The organism is Hoeflea sp. CAU 1731, from assembly GCF_039888615.1.
In the GTDB taxonomy this organism is placed as follows: Bacteria; Pseudomonadota; Alphaproteobacteria; order Rhizobiales; family Rhizobiaceae; genus Flavimaribacter.
Window position 1 is genome coordinate 181202 of the sequence record NZ_JBDQQS010000005.1, and the last position, 18596, is coordinate 199797.

The 18596-nt window shown below is 62.0% G+C and carries 20 protein-coding genes; 9 read left to right on the top strand and 11 right to left on the bottom strand.

What is annotated here, in order from left to right; translation table 11 throughout:
• The first annotated feature begins 10 nt into the window (after positions 1 to 10).
• Together AAFN47_RS10435 and AAFN47_RS10440 are read left to right on the top strand one after the other, a co-directional pair.
• The gene (locus AAFN47_RS10435; protein ID WP_499809161.1) at positions 11 to 2221 is read left to right on the top strand and encodes a 3-hydroxyacyl-CoA dehydrogenase NAD-binding domain-containing protein; all 2211 of its coding nucleotides are present in this window, start codon (positions 11 to 13) and stop codon (positions 2219 to 2221) included.
• A 116-nt stretch (positions 2222 to 2337) separates the two neighbouring features.
• Complete coding sequence (locus tag AAFN47_RS10440) at positions 2338 to 2955, top strand: 2-hydroxychromene-2-carboxylate isomerase (protein WP_499809162.1); 618 nt, start codon at positions 2338 to 2340, stop codon at positions 2953 to 2955.
• A gap of 368 nt (positions 2956 to 3323) precedes the next feature.
• On the opposite strand, the gene mtnA is transcribed toward AAFN47_RS10440, so the two are convergent.
• Positions 3324 to 4439: an S-methyl-5-thioribose-1-phosphate isomerase gene (gene mtnA / locus AAFN47_RS10445; protein WP_499809163.1), complete on the bottom strand. Its 1116-nt coding sequence runs from the start codon at positions 4437 to 4439 to the stop codon at positions 3324 to 3326.
• A complete protein-coding gene (mtnK, locus tag AAFN47_RS10450) occupies positions 4436 to 5725 on the bottom strand; it encodes an S-methyl-5-thioribose kinase (RefSeq protein WP_499809164.1) in 1290 nt (429 codons plus the stop codon). The genes mtnA and mtnK overlap by 4 nt, the downstream gene beginning before the upstream one ends.
• Positions 5726 to 5891: 166 nt before the next feature.
• Between mtnK and AAFN47_RS10455 the strand changes: the two genes are divergently transcribed.
• From AAFN47_RS10455 to AAFN47_RS10470, 4 genes are all read left to right on the top strand, one after another.
• Entirely contained in the window at positions 5892 to 7457 is a 1566-nt protein-coding gene (locus AAFN47_RS10455; RefSeq protein WP_499809165.1) for a sugar ABC transporter ATP-binding protein, read from the top strand.
• Between the two features lie 2 nt (positions 7458 to 7459).
• Entirely contained in the window at positions 7460 to 8437 is a 978-nt protein-coding gene (locus tag AAFN47_RS10460) for an ABC transporter permease (RefSeq protein WP_499809166.1), read from the top strand.
• A gap of 89 nt (positions 8438 to 8526) precedes the next feature.
• Positions 8527 to 9558, top strand: a complete 1032-nt coding sequence (locus AAFN47_RS10465) for a substrate-binding domain-containing protein (protein ID WP_499809287.1) — start codon at positions 8527 to 8529, stop codon at positions 9556 to 9558.
• 210 nt (positions 9559 to 9768) lie between these two features.
• Complete coding sequence (locus AAFN47_RS10470) at positions 9769 to 10683, top strand: transporter substrate-binding domain-containing protein (protein WP_499809167.1); 915 nt, start codon at positions 9769 to 9771, stop codon at positions 10681 to 10683.
• 16 nt (positions 10684 to 10699) lie between these two features.
• On the opposite strand, the gene AAFN47_RS10475 is transcribed toward AAFN47_RS10470, so the two are convergent.
• Positions 10700 to 11119: a tellurite resistance TerB family protein gene (locus AAFN47_RS10475; RefSeq protein ID WP_220228390.1), complete on the bottom strand. Its 420-nt coding sequence runs from the start codon at positions 11117 to 11119 to the stop codon at positions 10700 to 10702.
• 205 nt (positions 11120 to 11324) lie between these two features.
• Here AAFN47_RS10475 and AAFN47_RS10480 point away from each other — a divergent pair, with 205 nt between their 5' ends.
• Complete coding sequence (locus tag AAFN47_RS10480) at positions 11325 to 12989, top strand: lysine--tRNA ligase (RefSeq protein ID WP_499809168.1); 1665 nt, start codon at positions 11325 to 11327, stop codon at positions 12987 to 12989.
• 16 nt (positions 12990 to 13005) lie between these two features.
• On the opposite strand, the gene AAFN47_RS10485 is transcribed toward AAFN47_RS10480, so the two are convergent.
• From AAFN47_RS10485 to AAFN47_RS10510, 6 genes are all read right to left on the bottom strand, one after another.
• Positions 13006 to 13851, bottom strand: coding sequence for a class I SAM-dependent methyltransferase (locus AAFN47_RS10485; RefSeq protein ID WP_499809169.1), 846 nt, complete (start codon positions 13849 to 13851; stop codon positions 13006 to 13008).
• 13 nt (positions 13852 to 13864) lie between these two features.
• Positions 13865 to 14092: a tautomerase family protein gene (locus AAFN47_RS10490; RefSeq protein WP_499809170.1), complete on the bottom strand. Its 228-nt coding sequence runs from the start codon at positions 14090 to 14092 to the stop codon at positions 13865 to 13867.
• 100 nt (positions 14093 to 14192) lie between these two features.
• Positions 14193 to 14822, bottom strand: a complete 630-nt coding sequence (locus tag AAFN47_RS10495; RefSeq protein WP_499809171.1) for a LysE family translocator — start codon at positions 14820 to 14822, stop codon at positions 14193 to 14195.
• Between the two features lie 173 nt (positions 14823 to 14995).
• Entirely contained in the window at positions 14996 to 15202 is a 207-nt protein-coding gene (locus AAFN47_RS10500) for a hypothetical protein (protein ID WP_499809172.1), read from the bottom strand.
• Positions 15202 to 15471: a hypothetical protein gene (locus tag AAFN47_RS10505; RefSeq protein ID WP_499809173.1), complete on the bottom strand. Its 270-nt coding sequence runs from the start codon at positions 15469 to 15471 to the stop codon at positions 15202 to 15204. Before AAFN47_RS10505 ends, AAFN47_RS10500 begins: the two co-directional genes overlap by 1 nt.
• 116 nt (positions 15472 to 15587) lie before the next feature.
• Positions 15588 to 16232, bottom strand: coding sequence for a cation efflux transmembrane domain-containing protein (locus AAFN47_RS10510; RefSeq protein ID WP_499809174.1), 645 nt, complete (start codon positions 16230 to 16232; stop codon positions 15588 to 15590).
• A gap of 65 nt (positions 16233 to 16297) precedes the next feature.
• On the opposite strand from AAFN47_RS10510, the gene AAFN47_RS10515 reads away from it, so the two are divergent.
• Positions 16298 to 16705 (top strand): MerR family transcriptional regulator, encoded by a 408-nt coding sequence (locus tag AAFN47_RS10515; protein WP_499809175.1) that lies wholly within the window; start codon positions 16298 to 16300, stop codon positions 16703 to 16705.
• A 44-nt stretch (positions 16706 to 16749) separates the two neighbouring features.
• Here the strand turns inward: AAFN47_RS10515 and AAFN47_RS10520 are convergent, their stop codons facing one another.
• Positions 16750 to 17574 (bottom strand): hypothetical protein, encoded by an 825-nt coding sequence (locus AAFN47_RS10520; RefSeq protein ID WP_499809176.1) that lies wholly within the window; start codon positions 17572 to 17574, stop codon positions 16750 to 16752.
• Complete coding sequence (locus AAFN47_RS10525; protein WP_499809177.1) at positions 17541 to 18185, bottom strand: S24 family peptidase; 645 nt, start codon at positions 18183 to 18185, stop codon at positions 17541 to 17543. Before AAFN47_RS10525 ends, AAFN47_RS10520 begins: the two co-directional genes overlap by 34 nt.
• 230 nt (positions 18186 to 18415) lie before the next feature.
• On the opposite strand from AAFN47_RS10525, the gene AAFN47_RS10530 reads away from it, so the two are divergent.
• Positions 18416 to 18577: a cytochrome oxidase subunit III gene (locus tag AAFN47_RS10530; protein ID WP_499809178.1), complete on the top strand. Its 162-nt coding sequence runs from the start codon at positions 18416 to 18418 to the stop codon at positions 18575 to 18577.
• The last annotated feature ends 19 nt before the right edge of the window (positions 18578 to 18596 follow it).

Consider the following 18596-nt stretch of genomic DNA (forward strand, 5'->3'; position numbering starts at 1 on the left):
GGAGACGGACATGACAACCTACAAGAATTTCACCGTCGAAACCGACGGCGACGGCATCGCTCTCGTCACCTGGGACATGTCTGACAAATCCATGAACGTCTTCACCCAGGAAGTGATGGACGAACTGGAAGCAATCCTGGACTCCGTGACCGCTGACGACGCCGTCAAGGGCGCGGTCGTCACCTCCGGCAAGTCGACCTTCTCGGGCGGCGCGGACCTGACCATGATCAACGGCATGTTCGATCTGATCCGCCAGGAAAAGGCCACGAACCCCGAAGGCGCGGCGAAGATGATCTTCGACCAGGTGGGCCGCATGAGCTGGCTCTACCGGAAGCTGGAAACCAGCGGCAAGCCGTGGGTCTCGGCGATCAACGGCGTCTGCATGGGCGGCGCTTTCGAGCTGTCGCTCGCCTGCCACGGCCGCGTGGCCGCCGACAGCGACGCTGTGAAAATGGCCCTGCCGGAAGTTAAGGTCGGCCTGTTCCCGGGCGCTGGCGGAACACAGCGCGTGCCGCGGCTCACCAATCAGCAGGAAGCGCTGATGATGATGACCACCGGTCAGAGCCTCAGCCCGAAAAAAGCGAAGTCCTTGGGCCTGATCCACGAGATCGCCCCGCCGGACGAGCTGATCGCCGCCGCCAAGAAAATGATCCTCGACGGCCTGAAGCCGGTTCAGCCCTGGGATGAAAAGGGCTTCAAGCTGCCAGGCGGCGCGATCTGGAGCCCGCAGGGCGCCCAGCTCTGGCCGGCGGTTTCGGCGACGCTGCGCAAGCAGAGCTACGGCAACTATCCGGCCGCTTACGCCATCCTGAAATGCGTTTTTGAAGGCCTTCAGGTGCCTTTCGACACCGGCCTCAGGATCGAGCAGCGCTACTTCACGGAAATCCTTCAGACGCCGGAAGCCTTCGCCATGGTGCGCTCGCTGTTCGTGTCGCTGCAGGAACTCGGCAAGGGCGCGCGGCGTCCGGCAGGCGTGGAGAAGACCAGCTTCTCCAAGGTCGGCGTCGTCGGCGCGGGCTTCATGGGCGCAGGCATCGCCTTTGTGACGGCGAAGGCCGGCATTCCCGTGATCCTTATCGACCGCGACCAGGAAGCCGCCGACAAGGGCAAGGCCCATTCTGAAGGGCTCGTCGCCGCCGCGGTCAAGAAGGGCCGGATGAAGCAGGAGGACGCCGACAAGGTTCTCTCGCTTATCACGCCGACCACCGATTACGCGGCGCTTGACGGCGCGGAACTCGTCGTGGAAGCCGTGTTCGAGGACCAGGGCATCAAGAAGGCGGTGACGGAAGCAGCCGAAGCCGAACTGAAGGAAGGCGCGATCTTCGCCTCCAACACCTCGACGCTGCCGATCACGGGTCTTGCGAAAAACTCCAAGCGCCCGAACGATTTCGTCGGCATTCACTTCTTTTCGCCCGTCGACAAGATGATGCTGGTCGAGATCATTCTCGGCGAGGAGACCGGCGACAAGGCGCTGGCGGTCGCGCTCGACTATGCGCGGGCGATCAAGAAGACGCCGATCGTCGTCAACGACACACGCGGCTTCTATGTCAATCGCTGCGTCATGCGTTATATGAGCGAAGCTTACAGCATGCTCGTCGAAGGCATTCCGCCGGCGATGATCGAGAACGTCGCCAAGATGGCAGGCATGCCGGTCGGACCGCTGGCGCTGAACGACGAAGTGGCGATCGACCTGTCGCAGAAGATCAATCGCGCAACGATCGCGGATCTCGGCGAGGGGGCCGTCGATCCGCGTCATGTCGAACTGATCGACACCATGGTCGATGCGCATGGCCGTCATGGCCGCAAGAACGGCAAGGGCTTCTACGACTACCCCGAAAAGCCGGCGAAGAAGCATCTGTGGCCGGGCCTGAAGGATCTTTATCCGCAGCAGGTCGCCGATGACATCTCGGTGCAGGAACTCAAGAACCGGTTCCTGGCGACGATTGCGCTGGAAGCCGCCCGCACCATGGAAGAAGGCATCGTCACCGATCCGCGCGAGGCCGATATCGGCTCGATCCTCGGCTTCGGTTTCGCGCCCTACACGGGCGGGGCGATCTCCTATATCGACTCCATGGGCGTTGCCGAATTCGTCGCCATGTGCGAGGGCCTGGCGGTCGAGCATGGCAGCCATTTCGAGCCGACGCCGCTGCTCAAGGAGATGGCCGCGAAGGGCGAGAGCTTCTATGGCCGCTTCGGCGAGAAGACACAGATGGCCGCGTAAGACGCTCGTCATTACCGACTGCAGAACGGGCCTTCGGGCCCGTTTTCTTTTGCGAGATGCTTGTCAGCCGCCACGCAGGTGATACACCTCCTTTCACTTGTTAAGGGAGGGTACTCATGGCGGTCATCGACTATTATTTCGTCGGCATATCGCCGTATGTCTATCTCGGACACAGGGCGCTCGTGGATATGGCGAAACGCCATGGCGCTACGGTCAACTACAAGCCCGTGACTCTGAAGCAGCTCTGGGCGAAGTCCGGCTCCACGCCGCTTGCGGAACGGCCGCCGGTGCGCCGTCGGTATCGTTTTCTCGAATTACAGCGCCACGCCGAAGCCCGCGGGCTGCCGCTCAACCTGCAACCGAAGCATTTTCCCGTGGACGCCTCGCTGGCGGAACTTTCAGTCATCGCGATCGTCGAGCAGGGCGATGATCCGGCGGATTTCATGGAGCGCGTGTTTTCCGGCGTGTGGGCCGAGGACGCCGACGTCTCCGACCGCGACACGGTGGCCGGCTATCTGACGGCGACGGGTTTCGACGCGGAGGCGATCCTTGAACGCGCCGGGTCGGACGAGGCGTTGGCCCTGCGTGACCAATACAGCCGTGAGGCGGTGGAGGCGGACGCCATCGGCGTGCCGGCCTATGTGCTCAATGGCGAAGTGTTCTGGGGGCAGGATCGCATTGACTTGCTGGAAAGCGCGATTGTCACCGGGCGGGAGCCTTACGGACAGCCGTGAAATTATCTAAGTTATTGAATTATATAAATAAAAAGAAATTTGGCTTTGTTTCGGGAAATCGCCGTTTGGCGCATCTGGGTTTGTTTCGGGAATCCGGGTTTCGGGCGTTTGCTGCTTCATCTTCCGCCACGCAGACGCGTGGCTGCTGGATCAAGTCCGGCAGGAGGGATGGTGGTGGGGGGGTGTTTCACAATTTGGCTTTGTTTCGGGATTCTGCGTTTTCGGTAAATCTGGGTTCGTTTCGGGATTTCGATGTTTTCAGCCCGAAAGCATCAATCGACAGGCGCGAAACATCAGCGATTATAGGCAGGAACGACGGTCGATCAATTGCGAGATATCGCGCTGTCGGACGTCACGCGGCGCCCCAGCTATACCGCCTGCCTTGACTGATTGGCCATCTCCGGAAACAGCTTGGCGAGTCCGGCGCGGCTGGCGCTGCATACGCCGCGTTCGGTCACCAGTCCGGTGACGAGCCGTGACGGCGTGACGTCGAAGGCGAAATTCGATACCGGCGTCGTTTCTGGACAGATCAACACCATCGTATCCTTGCCGTCCGCATCCACGCCGGCGAGCCAGGAAACTTCCTCGCCGTTGCGTTCCTCGATCGGGATCTCCTTCAGTCCGTCATGGATCGTCCAGTCGACGGTGGAGGAGGGCAGGGTCACGTAGAAGGGCACGCCATTGTCGCGGGCCGCGAGCGCTTTGAGATAGGTGCCGATCTTGTTGCAGACGTCGCCGCTCGCCGTCGTGCGATCGCTGCCGACGAAACACAGATCGACCTTGCCGTGCTGCATCAGGTGGCCGCCGGCGTTGTCGACGACCAGCGTATGCGGCACGCCGTGCCGGCCGAGTTCCCAGGAGGTCAGCGAGGCGCCCTGGTTACGCGGACGCGTTTCGTCCACCCAGACATGGATGGGAATTCCGAGTTCATGCGCCTGATAGATGGGCGAGGTCGCGGTGCCCCAGTCGACGGTCGCAAGCCATCCGGCGTTGCAGTGGGTGAGCACGTTGATGGTCTCGCCGTCAGGCTTGCGCGCGGCGATCGCCTTGATCAGCTCCAGCCCGTGTGCGCCTATTGCGCGGTTCGTCTCGACGTCGCTGTCGCAGATCTCGGCTGCGAGCGTCCAGGCGGCGTCGGCGCGACTTCCCGTTTCCACCGGCCGGATCTTGCGCACCACTTCGTCGAGCGCCCATTTCAGATTGATAGCCGTCGGCCGGGTTGCGTGGAGAATGCTGTAGGCCTCGTCCATTGCGGCGTCGGAAGCGTCCTTGCGCAGCGCGATCGCCATGCCGTAGGCGGCCGTAGCGCCAATCAGCGGCGCGCCGCGCACCCACATGTCGCGGATGGCGACCGCCGCATCGTCCAGCGTCTTTAGCGGGCGCGTTACGAAGGCGTGCGGCAGCCGAGTCTGGTCGATAATTCCGACGGTGAGGCCGTCATCTTCCGCCCAGATCGATCGGTAGGGGATTCCGTCGATTTTCATGCGCTTGCTCCAGTCGTTTCAATGCGCTTGGCCAGTTCGCAGAGCTGCTTCATGCCGATTAATTTAGCACGGTCTATGAGCAGTTCCCGGCCCATGGTCAGCGCTTTTGCCTCGCAGGACGCGCGCCGGTCCGGATCCTCGATCGACTGCATGTCCTCGACATGGGCGAGACCCACCAGGCGACGGATCATCTTCGCGCCGGCGAAGCCGATGGTGTCTTCCTGCAATTGCTTCAGGAAGCCGTTCAGCGCTTCCTCGGCTCCGATCACGTCTCCCTGATCTTCAAAGATCGAGCGAGGATAGAGGACGCCAGTGCGTTCACTCATCCATAATTCGCGGAAGCGCGCCTCGAACACGTCCCAGGTTTCGATGATCGTCTCAAGAATCCATGCGCGGTATTCGTCGCGCGCGCCGGGCTCCGGTTCATGCCCTGCCTGGGAGAAATAGGCCAGGAAGTAGTTGGCGATCAGCGCGCCGACATCGAAGCCCATCGGTCCGTAGAAGGCGAATTCCGGGTCGATAACCCGTGTGTCGTCCGCGTTCACCATCACCGATCCGGAATGCAGGTCGCCGTGAACGAGCGCTTCCGTATGCGTGACGAAGCGCTGCTTCATTTCCGAGACAGCGATCTTCAGGTCGCGGTCGCTGCGCAATCCGAGCGCCAGCTTGTCGAGTTGCGGCGTTGTCCAGCTGTTGAGTTCCGCATCGTGATAGGGATCGGTAAAGACGAGACTTTCGGTAATGTCGCACAGTTCGACATTGTCGCTGAACAGCGCCACGTCTTTCTTCTTCTCGCCCGCGTCCATATGCAGGTCTGACGTGCGGAACAACGTTTCCGCCATGAAGAGACCGATATCGCGGGCGATCTTCGGGTAGATTGTACCGGCGATCAGCCCCTTGCGCAGAATGATGTGGTGGGAGAGATACTCCATCGCCACCAGCGCATGCGCGTCGTCGTACAGAAAGATCTCCGGCACCCGCGCCGTCACGCTGCAGGCTTTTGCCTGCCGTACGAGCGCATTGTATTCGAAGAAGGAGCGCTTCAGCGGCAATGGCCAGGATTCGCCGACGAGGCGCACATAGGGCAGGGCCTGCTTGATGATGACCGTATCGTCCGGTCCCTCGACGATGAAGACCAGGTTCAGGTTGCCGTCGCCCACCTCCGTCGCTCTCAACTGCGACGCATCGCCGCCGAGCCTGTTCATCAGTTCCGGTTTGTCTGCGATATAGTCCGCAATCGTGTCGACGGAAAAGGCTGTATAGCCTGGCGGTGTCTCAATCGTCATTGCCTCTCCCCGCAAATCCGGCCATCAGTCTCTCCGCACCCGACCGGTTTTCGCACTGCGCGCTATTGTTCGACATTCAGGTTAAGGCGTCAATTTGAATAATGTCAAGGTATATTGACATTTGACAATTTACTTGCAACCATCCATGCCCCGGGGGAGAGGAGATATGGCGGAAACGTCGAACAATCAGGCGTCGAAAGATAACGTTCTGGACCTGAAGGATGTTGAAAAATCCTTTGGCTCCAATCGTGTTTTGCAAGGCGTCAATCTCTCCATTTCGGCGGGCGAAGTGGTCGTTCTGATGGGCGCGAACGGCGCCGGAAAATCGACCCTCGTCAAGATTATCGCCGGCGTTCACAGCGCGGATTCCGGCTCGCTGACCCTTGACGGCAAACCCTTTATGCCCGCCACGCCGGCCGACGCCCTACGCGCCGGCGTGTGCATCGTGCATCAGGCGATCAACGATTGTGTGGCGCCCGATCTTTCGGTCGCCCAGAACCTGCTTCTAGACCGGCTGTGCAACGGTGAAACGGGCTTTTTCTTCGGCCGTGGCCGCGCCGCGCGCGAAGCCGGTAAAATCGCCGGCGCGCTTGACCTCGAGCTCGACATGAACAAACCGGTGCGCGAACTCGACCTCGCCGACCGGCAGCTTGTCGGCATATCACGCGCGCTCGCCCAGAACCCCAAACTCCTGATCCTCGATGAGCCGACTTCGTCGCTGTCGCAACGCGAGGCGGAGCGCCTGTTCGGCATCATCGACCGGTTGCGCCAGAGCGGAGTCGCGATCCTCTATATATCGCACCGCATGTCGGACATCCGTCGCCTGGCCGATCGCATCATCGCCTTGCGCGACGGCAAGATCACCGGCGTATTCGAACAACCGCTCAATTACGAGGCCGCCGTCAACGCCATGCTCGGCCATGGAATGGAGGTGTCGAAGAAGATCGCTGTCTCCCGCGGCGCAAAGATCTTCGAGGCGCGCGACGTTGTCCTCAAAACCAGTTGCGATCCGTTTACGTTTTCACTTTCCGGCGGGGAGATCGTGGTGATCACCGGCTTGGTCGGCACCGGAAAAAGCGAACTTGCGGAATGTCTGTTCGGCTTGCGCCAGCCGCCGACGGGAACATTCCAGCTTGACGGCAAACCCTATCAGCCGCTGAACAATCGCGACGCCGTGCGACAGGGCGTTTTCATGGCGGCCAAGGACCGGGCCAATTCCTCGATGATTCCGGGCTTTGACATATCGCAGAACCTGACGCTGCCTTTCCTGCCTGATTTCACGGCGCTTGGGACGCTCCTGCGACGCAAAGAACGCAACAAGGCGAAAGAGATGATCGACTGGCTGGGCGTCGTCTGCCAGTCGGACCAGGATATGCTGAGTTCGCTTTCCGGCGGCAATCAGCAGAAGGTCGTTATCGGCCGCTGGCTTTCCAAGGCCTGCCGACTTCTCGTGCTGGACGAGCCTTTCCAGGGTGTCGACATCCGCGCACGTGGCGATATCGGCAACAAGCTTCGCGAGACCGCAGGCGACCGCGCCACGCTGTTGATGACGGCGGAGCTCGACGAGGCGCTTGAAGTCTCCGACCGCATCCTCGTCATGAGCAATCACACCATCGTCGGCGAACACCGCACCGACAGCGTCGATATGGATCTGCTTCTGTCGCAGATTTCCGGCGCCGTCGTCTCACCGAACGCTGCAGCCGGATACTTCGGAAAGGACGGAATACAGTAACCATGCGTAATTTTGCAATCCGCTACGGATTTCTGCTGTTGCTTCTGGCGATCATCGTCTTTTTCTCGGTCATGGAGCCCGCCTTCATGTCGCTGCGCTCGATGGTTTTCGTCTTCCAGTCGGTGTCGATCACCGCGATTCTGGCGCTCGGCGTCACCGCGACGCTGGTTGTCGGCGGCTTCGATCTGTCGATCGGGTCTGTCGCCGCCTCCTCAATGATGGCGGCGTCCTACGCCATGGTCATCTGGGGCGCCGGTTCGGTCGAGGCGGTGGCGCTGTGCCTGGCGGTCGGTCTCGCTGTCGGCTTCTTCAACGGCGTCCTTGTCGTCTACGCCCGCGTGCCGGATCTGCTGGCGACGCTCGGCACCATGTTCCTGCTTCTTGGTCTTCAGCTTATCCCGACCGCCGGGCGTTCCATCGCCAAGGGCATGATGCTGCCGGACGGATCGACCGCCGAAGGCGCATTCGATCCGGGATTTCTGTTTCTCGGCCGTCACCGGTTGTACGACATTCTGCCGGTTTCCGTGTTGATCATGTTGGTGCTGGCGCTCGTCATCTGGTTCTTCCTCGAATTCACGCGCTGGGGCCGCGTCATGTATGCGATCGGCAGCAACGAACTGGCCAGCCGCCTTGCCGGAGCTCCGGTCAATCGCTACAAGATAGCCGCCTACATGATTTCGGGTTTTTCCGCCTCGATCGGCGGCATTCTGCTGGCGGCGCGTGTTGGACGCGGCGACGTCAGCTCCGGCAACAACCTGCTGCTGGATGCGGTCGCCGCGGCGCTGATCGGCTTCGCCGTTCTGGGCGCCGCGAAGCCAAACGCTTTTGGCACGCTTGTCGGCGCGATCTTCGTCGGTGTTCTATTGCAGGGAATGACGATGATGAATGCGCCCTACTACACGCAGGATTTCGTCAAGGGAGCGGTGCTCGTCATCGCGCTAGTGTTCACTTTCAGCCTTACAAAGGCTGCACGCAACTGACGCAGATGAGCGTCAGAAAGACAACCGGAGCCGACGGCGCCGGACAACAATGGAGGAATTTTGGAATGCTGAATCATCTGACACGACGCATGGCAGTCAAGCTCGGCGTCGCCGCGCTGGCCGCCGGCGCAACCATCACCGGCGCGCTGGCGCAGGACAAACCGGCGCCGTTCGACAATCCGGGCGACGTGAAGATCGCGCTGGTGCGCTATCTGTCCACCGGCGACTTCTTCCAGGCGTATCTTTCCGGCGTCGAACGCCAGGCCGAAGCCCTTGGCGTCGACCTGCGCGTCTTTGACTCCCGCCAGGACGCAGCCTTGCAGGCCGATATGGTCGACCAGGCGATCGCGCTCGGCGTCGACGGCATCGTGGTCCAGCACGGCCTGACGGAATCGATGACGGAAGCCGTTCAGCGCGCGGTTGACGCCGGCATCAAGGTCGTCGCCTTCGACGTCAATGTCGAAAACGCCGCCGTTCCGCAGATCGAGCAGAGCGACCAGCTTCTCGCCCAGCTCGCCCTCGAACAGGCGATCAAGGACAATGGCGAGAGCTTCACGGCCGGCTATGTCTATGTGCCGGGCATCGCCCCGCTCGATCGCCGCGACGAAAAGTGGCGCGAGTTCAAGGACAAGTATTCCGGCATCAACGAGGTCGCCCAGTTCGGCACGCTCGACAATCCGATCGCCAATTCGGTCGCCAATCAGGCGTCCGCCGTCCTGCGCGCCAACCCGACGATCAACGTCATGTTCGCTCCCTATGACGAGTTCGCGAAGGGCGTGAAGATCGCGGTTGACGAGGCCGGCCTGAACAACGACATCAAGATCTACAGCGCCGACGTGTCTTCGGCCGATATTCAGGCCATGCGTGAAGACGACAGCGCCTGGGTCGCGACCGCCGCCACCAACCCGGCCGTCGTGGGCGAAGTGTCCGTACGTGCGCTCGCCATGCTGCTTGCTGGCGAGGATCCGGGCCAGAGCGTCATCGTGCCGCCGACCCTGATCACCCGCGACATGCTGATGGATCTCGACATCGAGAACATGGAACAGCTTTCGGCCAAGCTGCCGCAATTCGCCCATGCCGATGTGGCGGTTCCGGCCTGGATGCCGCTTCCCGAGCGTTGATCGCGCGGGCAATTGAAAACCTCCCGGGGGCGGCCATTGGCCGCCCCTTTTCATTGACAGGCGAAGCTCTGCGACTCTATCGGTAGGTTCGGAGCAAGGCTGAAGGGACAGTGGGATGAGGCTTGTCAAGAATCCCGATAGGATTATCGCTCACCCGCGTGGACGCGCGGGTACCGGATTCCAAATCAGGTCTGGAATGAGGGAAGTTACTTGAACCTGCTCCCGCCCCCCCTCAACGAGGTCTTGATCCGCAATCCGGCAGCGCCGCGTCTGCGGCGCGCATGGACTGGCAGCATCTCCGCGTTCCTGTTTTTGCTGTTGGCCTTCGCCACGCTCTCTCCGGCGGCGACGCAGCAGGTCACAGCGCCCTCCTATTGGGACCCGAACGAGCGCATCGGCGTTCCGGACCTGTCGGCGCGCGGGCGGATCCTCTTCGTCACCACGGCCGATTTTCCACCCTTCAATTTTCTCGACCAGCAGAACCGGCTCGCGGGCTTTCACGTTGAACTGGTGCGCGCAATTTGCGAGGAACTGAAGGTGCTCGACCGCTGCCAGATCCAGCTTCTGCCCTGGGAGGAGCTGGAGCAGGCGATCGCTGACGGCAAGGCCGACGCCATTGTCGCCGGCGTCGCCATTACAGCGGAAGCTCGCGAAAAATACGACTTCACCCGGCCTTTCCTGAAGCTACCGGCCCGGTTTGCCCGCAACGAAGCCGTCGCCATCGAGGGCGACACAGCGGCGGCGCTTGCTGGCCACAGGGTTGGCGTTATCGCCGGAACCGCCCATGAAGCGATGTTGCGCGCGTTCTTCCCGGAGGTCCAGCCGGTTATCTTCGATAAACAGCAATGGATGTATGATGGTTTGAAGAAGGGCGACGTCGACGCCGTCTTTGCTGACGGCGTGCAATTATCTTTCTGGCTTGGCAGCCAGGACGCCGATGGCTGCTGCGCCTTTTTCGACGGGCCTTATATGTCGCGCAGCTTTCTGGGAGAAGGCCTGGCGATCGCCGTCAACCCGCAGGATCCCGAACTTGTTCAGGCGCTCGACCACGCGCTGTTGGCCATGACGCGCAACGGCCGGATGACCGAAATCTACCGGCGCGCCTTCCCCTACGGTCTTTACTGAGAGCCTGTCTGGCGACTTAATGCTCGATTGTGCGGAAGCGGGCGCGCGCGCCGCGCTCGATGGCGGCGCAGGTCAGCTTGTCGAGGCTGAGCCGGTCGCGCAGGATCTGCAACAGCCGCAGTTCCTCCTGCTCGACATGCAGGTCGGCGGCGGCCACTTCAACCGCCAGCGCATAAGCCGTGTCGTAGAGATGGTGCGGCAGGGCGTCGTGGACGATCAGCATCACCGTATCGAGACCGTCGTCCTCGCTCAGGATCGCGCCGCAATCGCGCGAAATGCGGACCAGCCGCTCCTCGTCGAAATCATCGAAGATCGGCAGCGTCCGCGTGATGTTGCCGATCTGGGCAAGTTCGCGGTCGGTCATGGTGGAATCCACGGCTGACATGGTGACCATGATGTAGATGAGGGCATCCTGGGTGGTGATGGGTGCGGACATAAAGGATCTCTTGCAGCAGAATCGATTGGTTGCCGCTAACCTATGTATCGCGGTGTCCGAGTGCAAGCGCCTTTCCGGCGCTTCCAAATTCCGCGCCTCACATTGACCTTGCGAAGCATCGGGACTAGGGTCCGCGCGCCTGGCCAGAGCCCCGAGATTGCGGCGGGTCGGGCGATGTTCACTGAAATAACCGGAAAGCAGAAAGATGAGTGAAAACCGTCTCACCGAGATCGATCTTGACGAAGATATGATTGCGGCAGCGGCTGAATCAAAAGCCTGGCCGTTCGAGGAGGCGCGCAAACTCGTCAAACGCTACGAGAAATCCGGCTACCCGGAGCCGATCCTGTTCGAGACCGGATACGGCCCTTCGGGATTGCCGCATATCGGCACCTTCGGCGAGGTGGCGCGCACCTCAATGGTGCGCCACGCCTTTCGCGTGCTGACGCGCGACGCCGTGCCGACGAAGATCCTGTGTTTCTCCGACGACATGGACGGCCTGCGCAAGGTGCCGGACAATGTGCCGAACCGCGAGATGATGGAAACCTGGCTTGGCAAGCCGCTGAGCCGCGTGCCCGATCCGTTTTCAGATGACGGCGTATCCTTCGGCGCCGCGAACAACGCGCGGCTGCGCGCCTTTCTTGACCGTTTCGGCTTCGATTACGAATTCGCGTCCGCGACCGACTACTATACGTCGGGCCGATTCGACGAGGCGCTCATGCGCATGCTCGCTGTCTACGACGAGGTGATGGCGATCATCGCGCCGACGCTTGGCGAGGAGCGCCGCGCCACCTACTCGCCCTTCCTGCCGATCTGTCCGCGGACCGGCGTTGTGCTGCAGGTGCCGATGATCGCGCGCAATCCGGAAGCCGGCACGGTCACCTATGTCGACCCGGAGACCGGCGAAGAAGTCGAGACCGCCGTCACCGGCGGCAAGGTGAAGTGCCAGTGGAAGGCCGACTGGGCGCTGCGCTGGTTTGCGCTCGGCGTCGACTACGAGATGGCGGGCAAGGATCTGATCGACAGCGTGACGTTGTCATCGAAGGTTTGCCGCGCGCTTGGCGGTCCGCCGCCGGAGGGCTTCAACTATGAACTCTTCCTCGACGAGAACGGCCAGAAGATATCGAAGTCCAAGGGCAACGGGCTCACCATCGACGACTGGCTGACATACGCCTCCGAGGAGAGCCTCGCGCTCTACATGTTCCAGAAGCCGAAGACGGCCAAGAAGCTCTATTTCGACGTCATCCCGAAGGCCGTGGACGAGTATTTCACCTTCCTTTCCGCCTATGGGCGGCAGGACTGGAGGACGCGTCTCAACAATCCGGTCTGGCACATGCATGAAGGCACTCCGCCGGCAATCGACAATCCGGTGCCTTTCGCGATGTTGCTGAATCTCGTCAGCGCTTCGAACGCCGAAAACAGCGACGTGCTGTGGGGCTATATCACCCGCTATGCGCCGGGCGTGACGGCGCAAAGCCACCCGCATCTCGACCAGCTCGTCGCCTATGCGATCCGCTATTTCAACGATTTCGTCAAACCGACCAAGGTTTTTCGCGCGGCGGACGATGTCGAGTTGAACGCCTTGCGCGGTATCGACGGAAAACTGGCCGCCCTGTCGGCCGGCGCCGATGGTCAGGAGATCCAGAACGCTGTTCTCGATGTGGCGCGCGCCATCGAGCGCTATCAGGACGCCTCGAAGAAGGGGCCGGACGGCGGCGTCGGCGTGTCGGGTAGCTTCTTCCAGATGCTCTATCAGGTGCTGCTCGGCCAGGAGCGCGGACCGCGCTTCGGCTCTTTCGTCGCGCTTTACGGCGTCGACGAGACGCGTGCGCTGATCGCCAAGGCGCTGGCCGGAGAACTTGCCGCGGCGTGAGGCTTTGCCTCTCGCCTTACGGCTTTTCCATTTCCCAGACGACCACGCCCGGCAGGCCGACCCACGCCGCCCGATTTGCCTCGGGCAGGCGTTCGGCGGCCGGCGTAACCACGGATTCAGGCGTGAGGCGCGGTTCGTGACAGGCCGTAATGCGCAAGCCTGCGGCCAGGCCGGAAGCGCTGTATTCGGACAACAGGTGCGGATGGATGCGCATGAACCCGGCGCCGCCGTCGCTGGTTCGAAACTGCGCCTGCCAGCCGAGCATGATCGGAAACGGATGGACGTCGCTAATGATCAGCCGTCCGCCCGGTCGAAGCACCCGCGCAAACTCCTGCATGGCTTTGTCGAGGTCCTCAAGGTGGACGAGCGCCAGCGCGCAGACAACGGCGTCGACGGATGCGTCCTCTACCGGCAGCGCTGTCAGGTCGCCCTCGAGAAACTCGGCGTCAGGCGCCTTCGGCCGCGCCCTGGCGAGCATGTCCGCCGAGGCGTCGACGCCGATGACGCTGTGCCCGTTTTGCGCAAGCGCTTCGCTGTAGCGTCCCGTGCCGCAGGCGGCGTCCAGTACGGTCGATGGTCGCAGGCGGCCGATGAGCTCATGCATGACGGGCTCTTCGACCGGGAAAAGCCGCAGCCGCTGATCGTAGGTTTTCGACCACAGCGCATAGCCTTCCGACCGGTTATATTCGGGACTGGCGAGCGGCGCCGCCAGATCCGGCTCGGCGTCATAGTCCTTTATGAGGGACCGGATCTCGTCGATGCGCGCGCGGCGGGCGTCGGCGTCGTCCGTGAAGGCGAGCCGAAGCAGGGCCAGACCCTCTGTGCCAAGCAGGATTTCTCCAAGGCTCGGGCGGTTCGTCATCGCGGTTTGCTCCTCACATCGTGTATCCAGGTTCTTTGTAAAGCTTCTCGGGCTCGCCCATGATCTCCGGCAGATAGACGGTCTCGCGCCACTGCTCCCTGTCGACCTCCTCGAACGAGACCGACACTGACGCCTCGCTGCTTTCGAGCGTCCGCATCAACGCCTGGGTGATCTCCTCGGCGAGTTCCTTTTTCTGCGCCTCGGATTTTCCGGGCCAGAGTTTGACGAGCACATGCGGCATTTCGGGTCTCCATTCAGTTGGTTTTGTCTCTATTTATCTGCGAGAGGGCCTCTTCCATCTCTGTTTCGCAGAAGTATAAACAATGCCCGACGCAGCTGCGCTAGGGTCTCGAGAAAAGCAGCCGCAGGCCGGCATAGCCGAAGATCGCGGCGAGCGCGCCTTCCACATAGCGCCGGGATTTCCGGTAGACCTGGCCCATCAGCGCGGTTGAAAACATGAAGGCGTAGCCGACATTGACCGTCAGTCCCAGCACCGCGCAACCGGCGAAGATCGCCGGCAACGTATAGGCGGGGGAATCGGGCTGCAATCCAAGCGCCATGATCGCCATCCATCCGAAAACGGCCTTCGGGTTGGAGAGATGCAGCAACAGGCCGCGCCGGTAGTGCGCAGCCGTTTTCCCGGGCGTGAAGGATTTCTTCTGCTGCGGGTCGGCGGTCAGCGCTGAACGCGCGGATTTCCAGGCGAGATAGAGCAGATAGAGGCCGCCCGCGATCTTGATCGCGGTGAGCGCCTCGGCGTAGGCCGTCAGGATCGTGGAAATCCCGGTCGCCGCCAGCAAGGCCCAGAACAGGCTGCCTGTTACGACGCCCAGCGCAAGCGCAATCGCCGGCGGGCGGCCCTGGTTCATGGCGACCCCCATGATCGCCATGGTGCTGGGGCCAGGGCTGGCGATCGCAACGAGATAGGCGGCGTAGACGAGCAGAAGGTGCTGGGCGTGCTCGATGAACATGGGGTTTGCCTTTTGGATTATGGCGGGGTCGGATGAAAAGGAATCATATCATCCGAAATCCGATCGGTTCAGACAACCGGCCTCAGGCGATCGAAGTCATGAAAACCGGAAAATGATCATTTTTGTGGCTTTGGTCATCGGATATGTCACGCCCGCAGGCCCGATTGCGCGGTTTATCTGACGAGCGCCTGCACCGTGGTGAATTCCGGCTCGAACATGGCCGAGACCTGCCCAAAACCCTCGACCACCGCGGAGCGCACAAAGACGATTTCGATCCGCGACATCGCGCTCTTGAAATCGCAGTGCGGATCATGGGCGCCGAATACGATCTTGATGTTGACGGCGTCATTCGGAACGAGCGGGATCCATTCGGCCTGCATCAGCGCATGGTCGTTGGCAAGGCCTGAAAAGCTCCGCGTGGCGGTGCGGATGACTTCTCGACCCGGTCCTGCGTATTCAGGATCGCCAGATCCGGCGGGCTGTCGGCGTAGATCTTTCTGAAGCCTTCCCTGAACGGCTCGACTAGGTTCAGCGCCCGGGCAAGCAGACCGAGCGCGCCGATCATCGCCTTTGCCGGGAAGCGAAGGCCAGCCAAAGCCCCATATTCGTCTGTACGGTCTTCGCTGATTTTCTGTGAGATCGTTTTCACCAAGCCGTGCTGAAGACGTTTTGGTCCGCTTCCGATATTTGCGTCCCGATGCGAGTTGTCCTGCAGCAAATGTCGGAACCTTCAGGTCCACTATCCCCAAGGCTCGATGCAGTTTTCTAGAACGCCCGCTGTCCGGCTTCGTCCAACCTCGCCGTCGCCAGTTCCGCCGAGGCATGGCGGATGATGGTGACCGCGCCCTGCAGCGCAAGGGCGGCCATGATCGCCGCGACGATGATGTCCGGCCATCCCGTCCCCGTTCCGAATACGCCCATGGCGGCGGCCAGAACGGCGATGTTTGACAGCACGTCGTTGCGCGAGCAGACCCAGACCGAACGCATATTGGCGTCGCCCTCGCGCCAGGCGTAGAGGAGGGCGAGGCAGGCGGCGTTGGCGATCAGGGCGGCGAGCCCCACAGCGCCCATTGTCCCCCAGTGAGGCGTCGTGCCGTGAATGGCGTTCCAGGCGAGATTGCCAATTACCCACAGGCCGAACAGCCCCATCGAGCCGCCCTTGATCAAGGCCGCGCTTGCGCGCCAGCGCAGGCCCATGCCGAGCACGAACAGGCTGATCGCATAATTGGAAGCGTCGGCGAGGAAATCCAGCGCGTCGGCCTGCAGCGCCACGGAGCCGGCGGCGAGACCCGCGCCGATTTCCACCGCAAACATGATCGCGTTGATCGCGAGAACGATCCACAGGACACGGCGATAGCGGCCATTGGAAGCAGCGGTCGAAGAGCAGGCGTCAGACGAGCAGCAGGGCATGTCGGGACTCGCATTGGTGATGTCTTCGTCCTATATGCAGTCTATAGTCGCTATAGGGTCAAGCCATGTCCGCAACACATTTGAAAATCGGCGATCTGTCGCGCCAGACGAAAACCAAGGTGGTGACGATCCGCTATTATGAAAAGATTGGTCTGCTCGCTTCACCGCACCGCACCGCCGGCAATTATCGCGCCTATGACGACGCGGCTCTCGGTCGCCTGCGCTTCATCAGGCGCTGTCGCGATCTCGGCTTCACGCTGGAGCAGATCCGCGACCTCCTTGAGCTTTCGTCGGAAGTCGAGCGGCCCTGCGCCGAGGTGGACGGCATCGCCTCCACGCATCTGGCCGAAGTCGAGCGCAAGATAGCCGATCTGCAGGCCCTGGCGGAACGCCTGCGCCGCATTTCCACTTCCTGCTCCGGTAACGGGACGATTTCCGATTGCGGCGTCATCGATGCGATTTCACCCGATTGAGTGGGAAAGCAGGCGCCGCCCCGGATCGCGCTGATCAACTGGCTTTACTCCACGAATTCAACCGCCTCGGGCGTTTCGCCCGGCACGAGGGTGACGCTCACCCGGCTGTCGATATCCGGCATCTCCTTGCGCGGATCGGCGCCGTAGATGCCTCTTTTCTGCTGCTGGGCCAGGCGCGCCATCTCTTCATATGCGGCGCCGGCGCCGGGTTTCGGCTTCGCCCAGCCGTGGCCGGCAAGCCATGCGGCCGGATCCTGGTTGTTGATCACGCAGTCGGTCACCAGCGTGTCGTCCCAACTGTCGCCCGGCGTCATGCACGAAAGCGCCCGGCCGCGCAGGAAATTGCGGAACGCGGTGCGCGCGATGACGCCGCAGGGCCAGTGCGATCCGTCCGGGGCCGTGCACATGTCGCCGGGCAGGACGAGGTCGATGCCCTGGAGTTGCAGCGTGCCCTGGTCGTAACGGATCAACCCGGCCGCCACGACCTTGGGCCGGAACAGCGGCGTGCGTCCGGGGCCGGCGTCCTGCGTTTCGCTTTCGGCTGCGATTGTGACAGGCGCGCGCGGCGCAATGCGCTCCATGTTGGACGCGTTTTTGGTAAAGGGCGCCGCGAACTGGTCCGGCGAGATCGGACGTATGCCGGCTTCGTTCGCTTCCGCGCCAGGCGCGGGCGGTTCCGCGGCGTCCCAGCGAAAGCTTCCGCTTTCCATCCGCGCCTGCGGCGCGTGGTTCGCCTCAGGCTTTGGCGGCTCATAGAGGATCAGCGCGGCAAGCCCGGCGATCAGCAGGACAAGGCAGATGACAAGCGTGCGCATGTGGCCTTCCTTCTCCTCTTCTACTGGCTCGCCCAGACGATGCGCGCCGCCCATTCGATTTCGGCGCGGCTGAACGCGCGATCCGGATGCTCCGGATTGAGCGACAGCAGCTCCACCCTGTCCGGGCCGAGGCGCTTGAGAATCTTCGCCATGATCTCACCCTCGCATGTTCGCACGACGACACGATCGCCCGCGCGCAAGCTTGCCTGCGGTTCGACGATCAGCGTGTCGCCGTCGCGATAGAGCGGCAGCATGGAATCGCCCTGCACCTTCAGCGCATAGGACTGTCCGCTGGCGCGGGCTGGCAGCTCGACCGTGTCCCAGCCGAAGCCGGCCGGATACCCGGCGTCGTCGAAATAGCCGCCGTCGCCGGCCTGGGCGAAACCGATCAGCGGCACGGTGCGCGCATCGTTCGATCCGGTCGCATCCTTGCCGCTGCCGGAAGCGAGCGCCTCGAATTCTCCAAGGGTGCAGCCGGTCGCCGCCAGAATGCGCGACAGCGATTCCGTCGATGGCCAGCGCGGACGGCCGTCGGCGCTCCGCCGCTTCGACTTGTTGAAAGCAGTCGGATCGAGCCCCGCGCCTCTGGCGAGCGCCGAAACCGACATCCCGTTGATGCGGGCAAGTGCGTCGATTGCGGCCCAGACGTCTTCGTGCGACAGCATCACTTTCCATCCGAATGAGATCGTTGGAGACCGAGTTTAACCCGCCGCCGGTTAAGAGGAAATCAACCGCGCCGGGCAATTCGTGTTTGTGCGAACAAAACCGCAAGGCTTTTTTTCGGAGCCTCCCGCGTCAACTCCGCAACAAATGACGAAACAGTCCTGTTTGCCGAGACTGGCGCCGGAGACTGAAATCTGACAGTTCAGGCCACTGACAACGTTGGGAGGCCTGATTGAGAGACAGCAACTGCATTCTGACCGGCTGGCTGCTGTTCATCGTATCGGCTATCGGCTTCATTATCGCAAGCTGGGGGGAATTCTGGCCGATGTTCGGCAGCGTGTTCTTTCTGCTTGCCTGCCTGGTTTTTCTGATCCCGGTCTTGCGAGGGAGGTAGGACAGACCGAGGTCTGTTG

Coding starts and splice junctions, on each gene's coding strand:
- AAFN47_RS10435 (WP_499809161.1), top strand. CDS start 11: ATGACAACCTACAAGAATTTCACCGTCGAAACCGACGGCGACGGCATC.
- AAFN47_RS10440 (WP_499809162.1), top strand. CDS start 2,338: ATGGCGGTCATCGACTATTATTTCGTCGGCATATCGCCGTATGTCTAT.
- mtnA (WP_499809163.1), bottom strand. CDS start 4,439: ATGAAAATCGACGGAATCCCCTACCGATCGATCTGGGCGGAAGATGAC.
- mtnK (WP_499809164.1), bottom strand. CDS start 5,725: ATGACGATTGAGACACCGCCAGGCTATACAGCCTTTTCCGTCGACACG.
- AAFN47_RS10455 (WP_499809165.1), top strand. CDS start 5,892: ATGGCGGAAACGTCGAACAATCAGGCGTCGAAAGATAACGTTCTGGAC.
- AAFN47_RS10460 (WP_499809166.1), top strand. CDS start 7,460: ATGCGTAATTTTGCAATCCGCTACGGATTTCTGCTGTTGCTTCTGGCG.
- AAFN47_RS10465 (WP_499809287.1), top strand. CDS start 8,527: ATGGCAGTCAAGCTCGGCGTCGCCGCGCTGGCCGCCGGCGCAACCATC.
- AAFN47_RS10475 (WP_220228390.1), bottom strand. CDS start 11,119: ATGTCCGCACCCATCACCACCCAGGATGCCCTCATCTACATCATGGTC.
- AAFN47_RS10480 (WP_499809168.1), top strand. CDS start 11,325: ATGAGTGAAAACCGTCTCACCGAGATCGATCTTGACGAAGATATGATT.
- AAFN47_RS10485 (WP_499809169.1), bottom strand. CDS start 13,851: ATGACGAACCGCCCGAGCCTTGGAGAAATCCTGCTTGGCACAGAGGGT.
- AAFN47_RS10490 (WP_499809170.1), bottom strand. CDS start 14,092: ATGCCGCATGTGCTCGTCAAACTCTGGCCCGGAAAATCCGAGGCGCAG.
- AAFN47_RS10495 (WP_499809171.1), bottom strand. CDS start 14,822: ATGTTCATCGAGCACGCCCAGCACCTTCTGCTCGTCTACGCCGCCTAT.
- AAFN47_RS10500 (WP_499809172.1), bottom strand. CDS start 15,202: ATGCAGGCCGAATGGATCCCGCTCGTTCCGAATGACGCCGTCAACATC.
- AAFN47_RS10510 (WP_499809174.1), bottom strand. CDS start 16,232: ATGCCCTGCTGCTCGTCTGACGCCTGCTCTTCGACCGCTGCTTCCAAT.
- AAFN47_RS10515 (WP_499809175.1), top strand. CDS start 16,298: ATGTCCGCAACACATTTGAAAATCGGCGATCTGTCGCGCCAGACGAAA.
- AAFN47_RS10520 (WP_499809176.1), bottom strand. CDS start 17,574: ATGGGCGGCGCGCATCGTCTGGGCGAGCCAGTAGAAGAGGAGAAGGAA.
- AAFN47_RS10525 (WP_499809177.1), bottom strand. CDS start 18,185: ATGCTGTCGCACGAAGACGTCTGGGCCGCAATCGACGCACTTGCCCGC.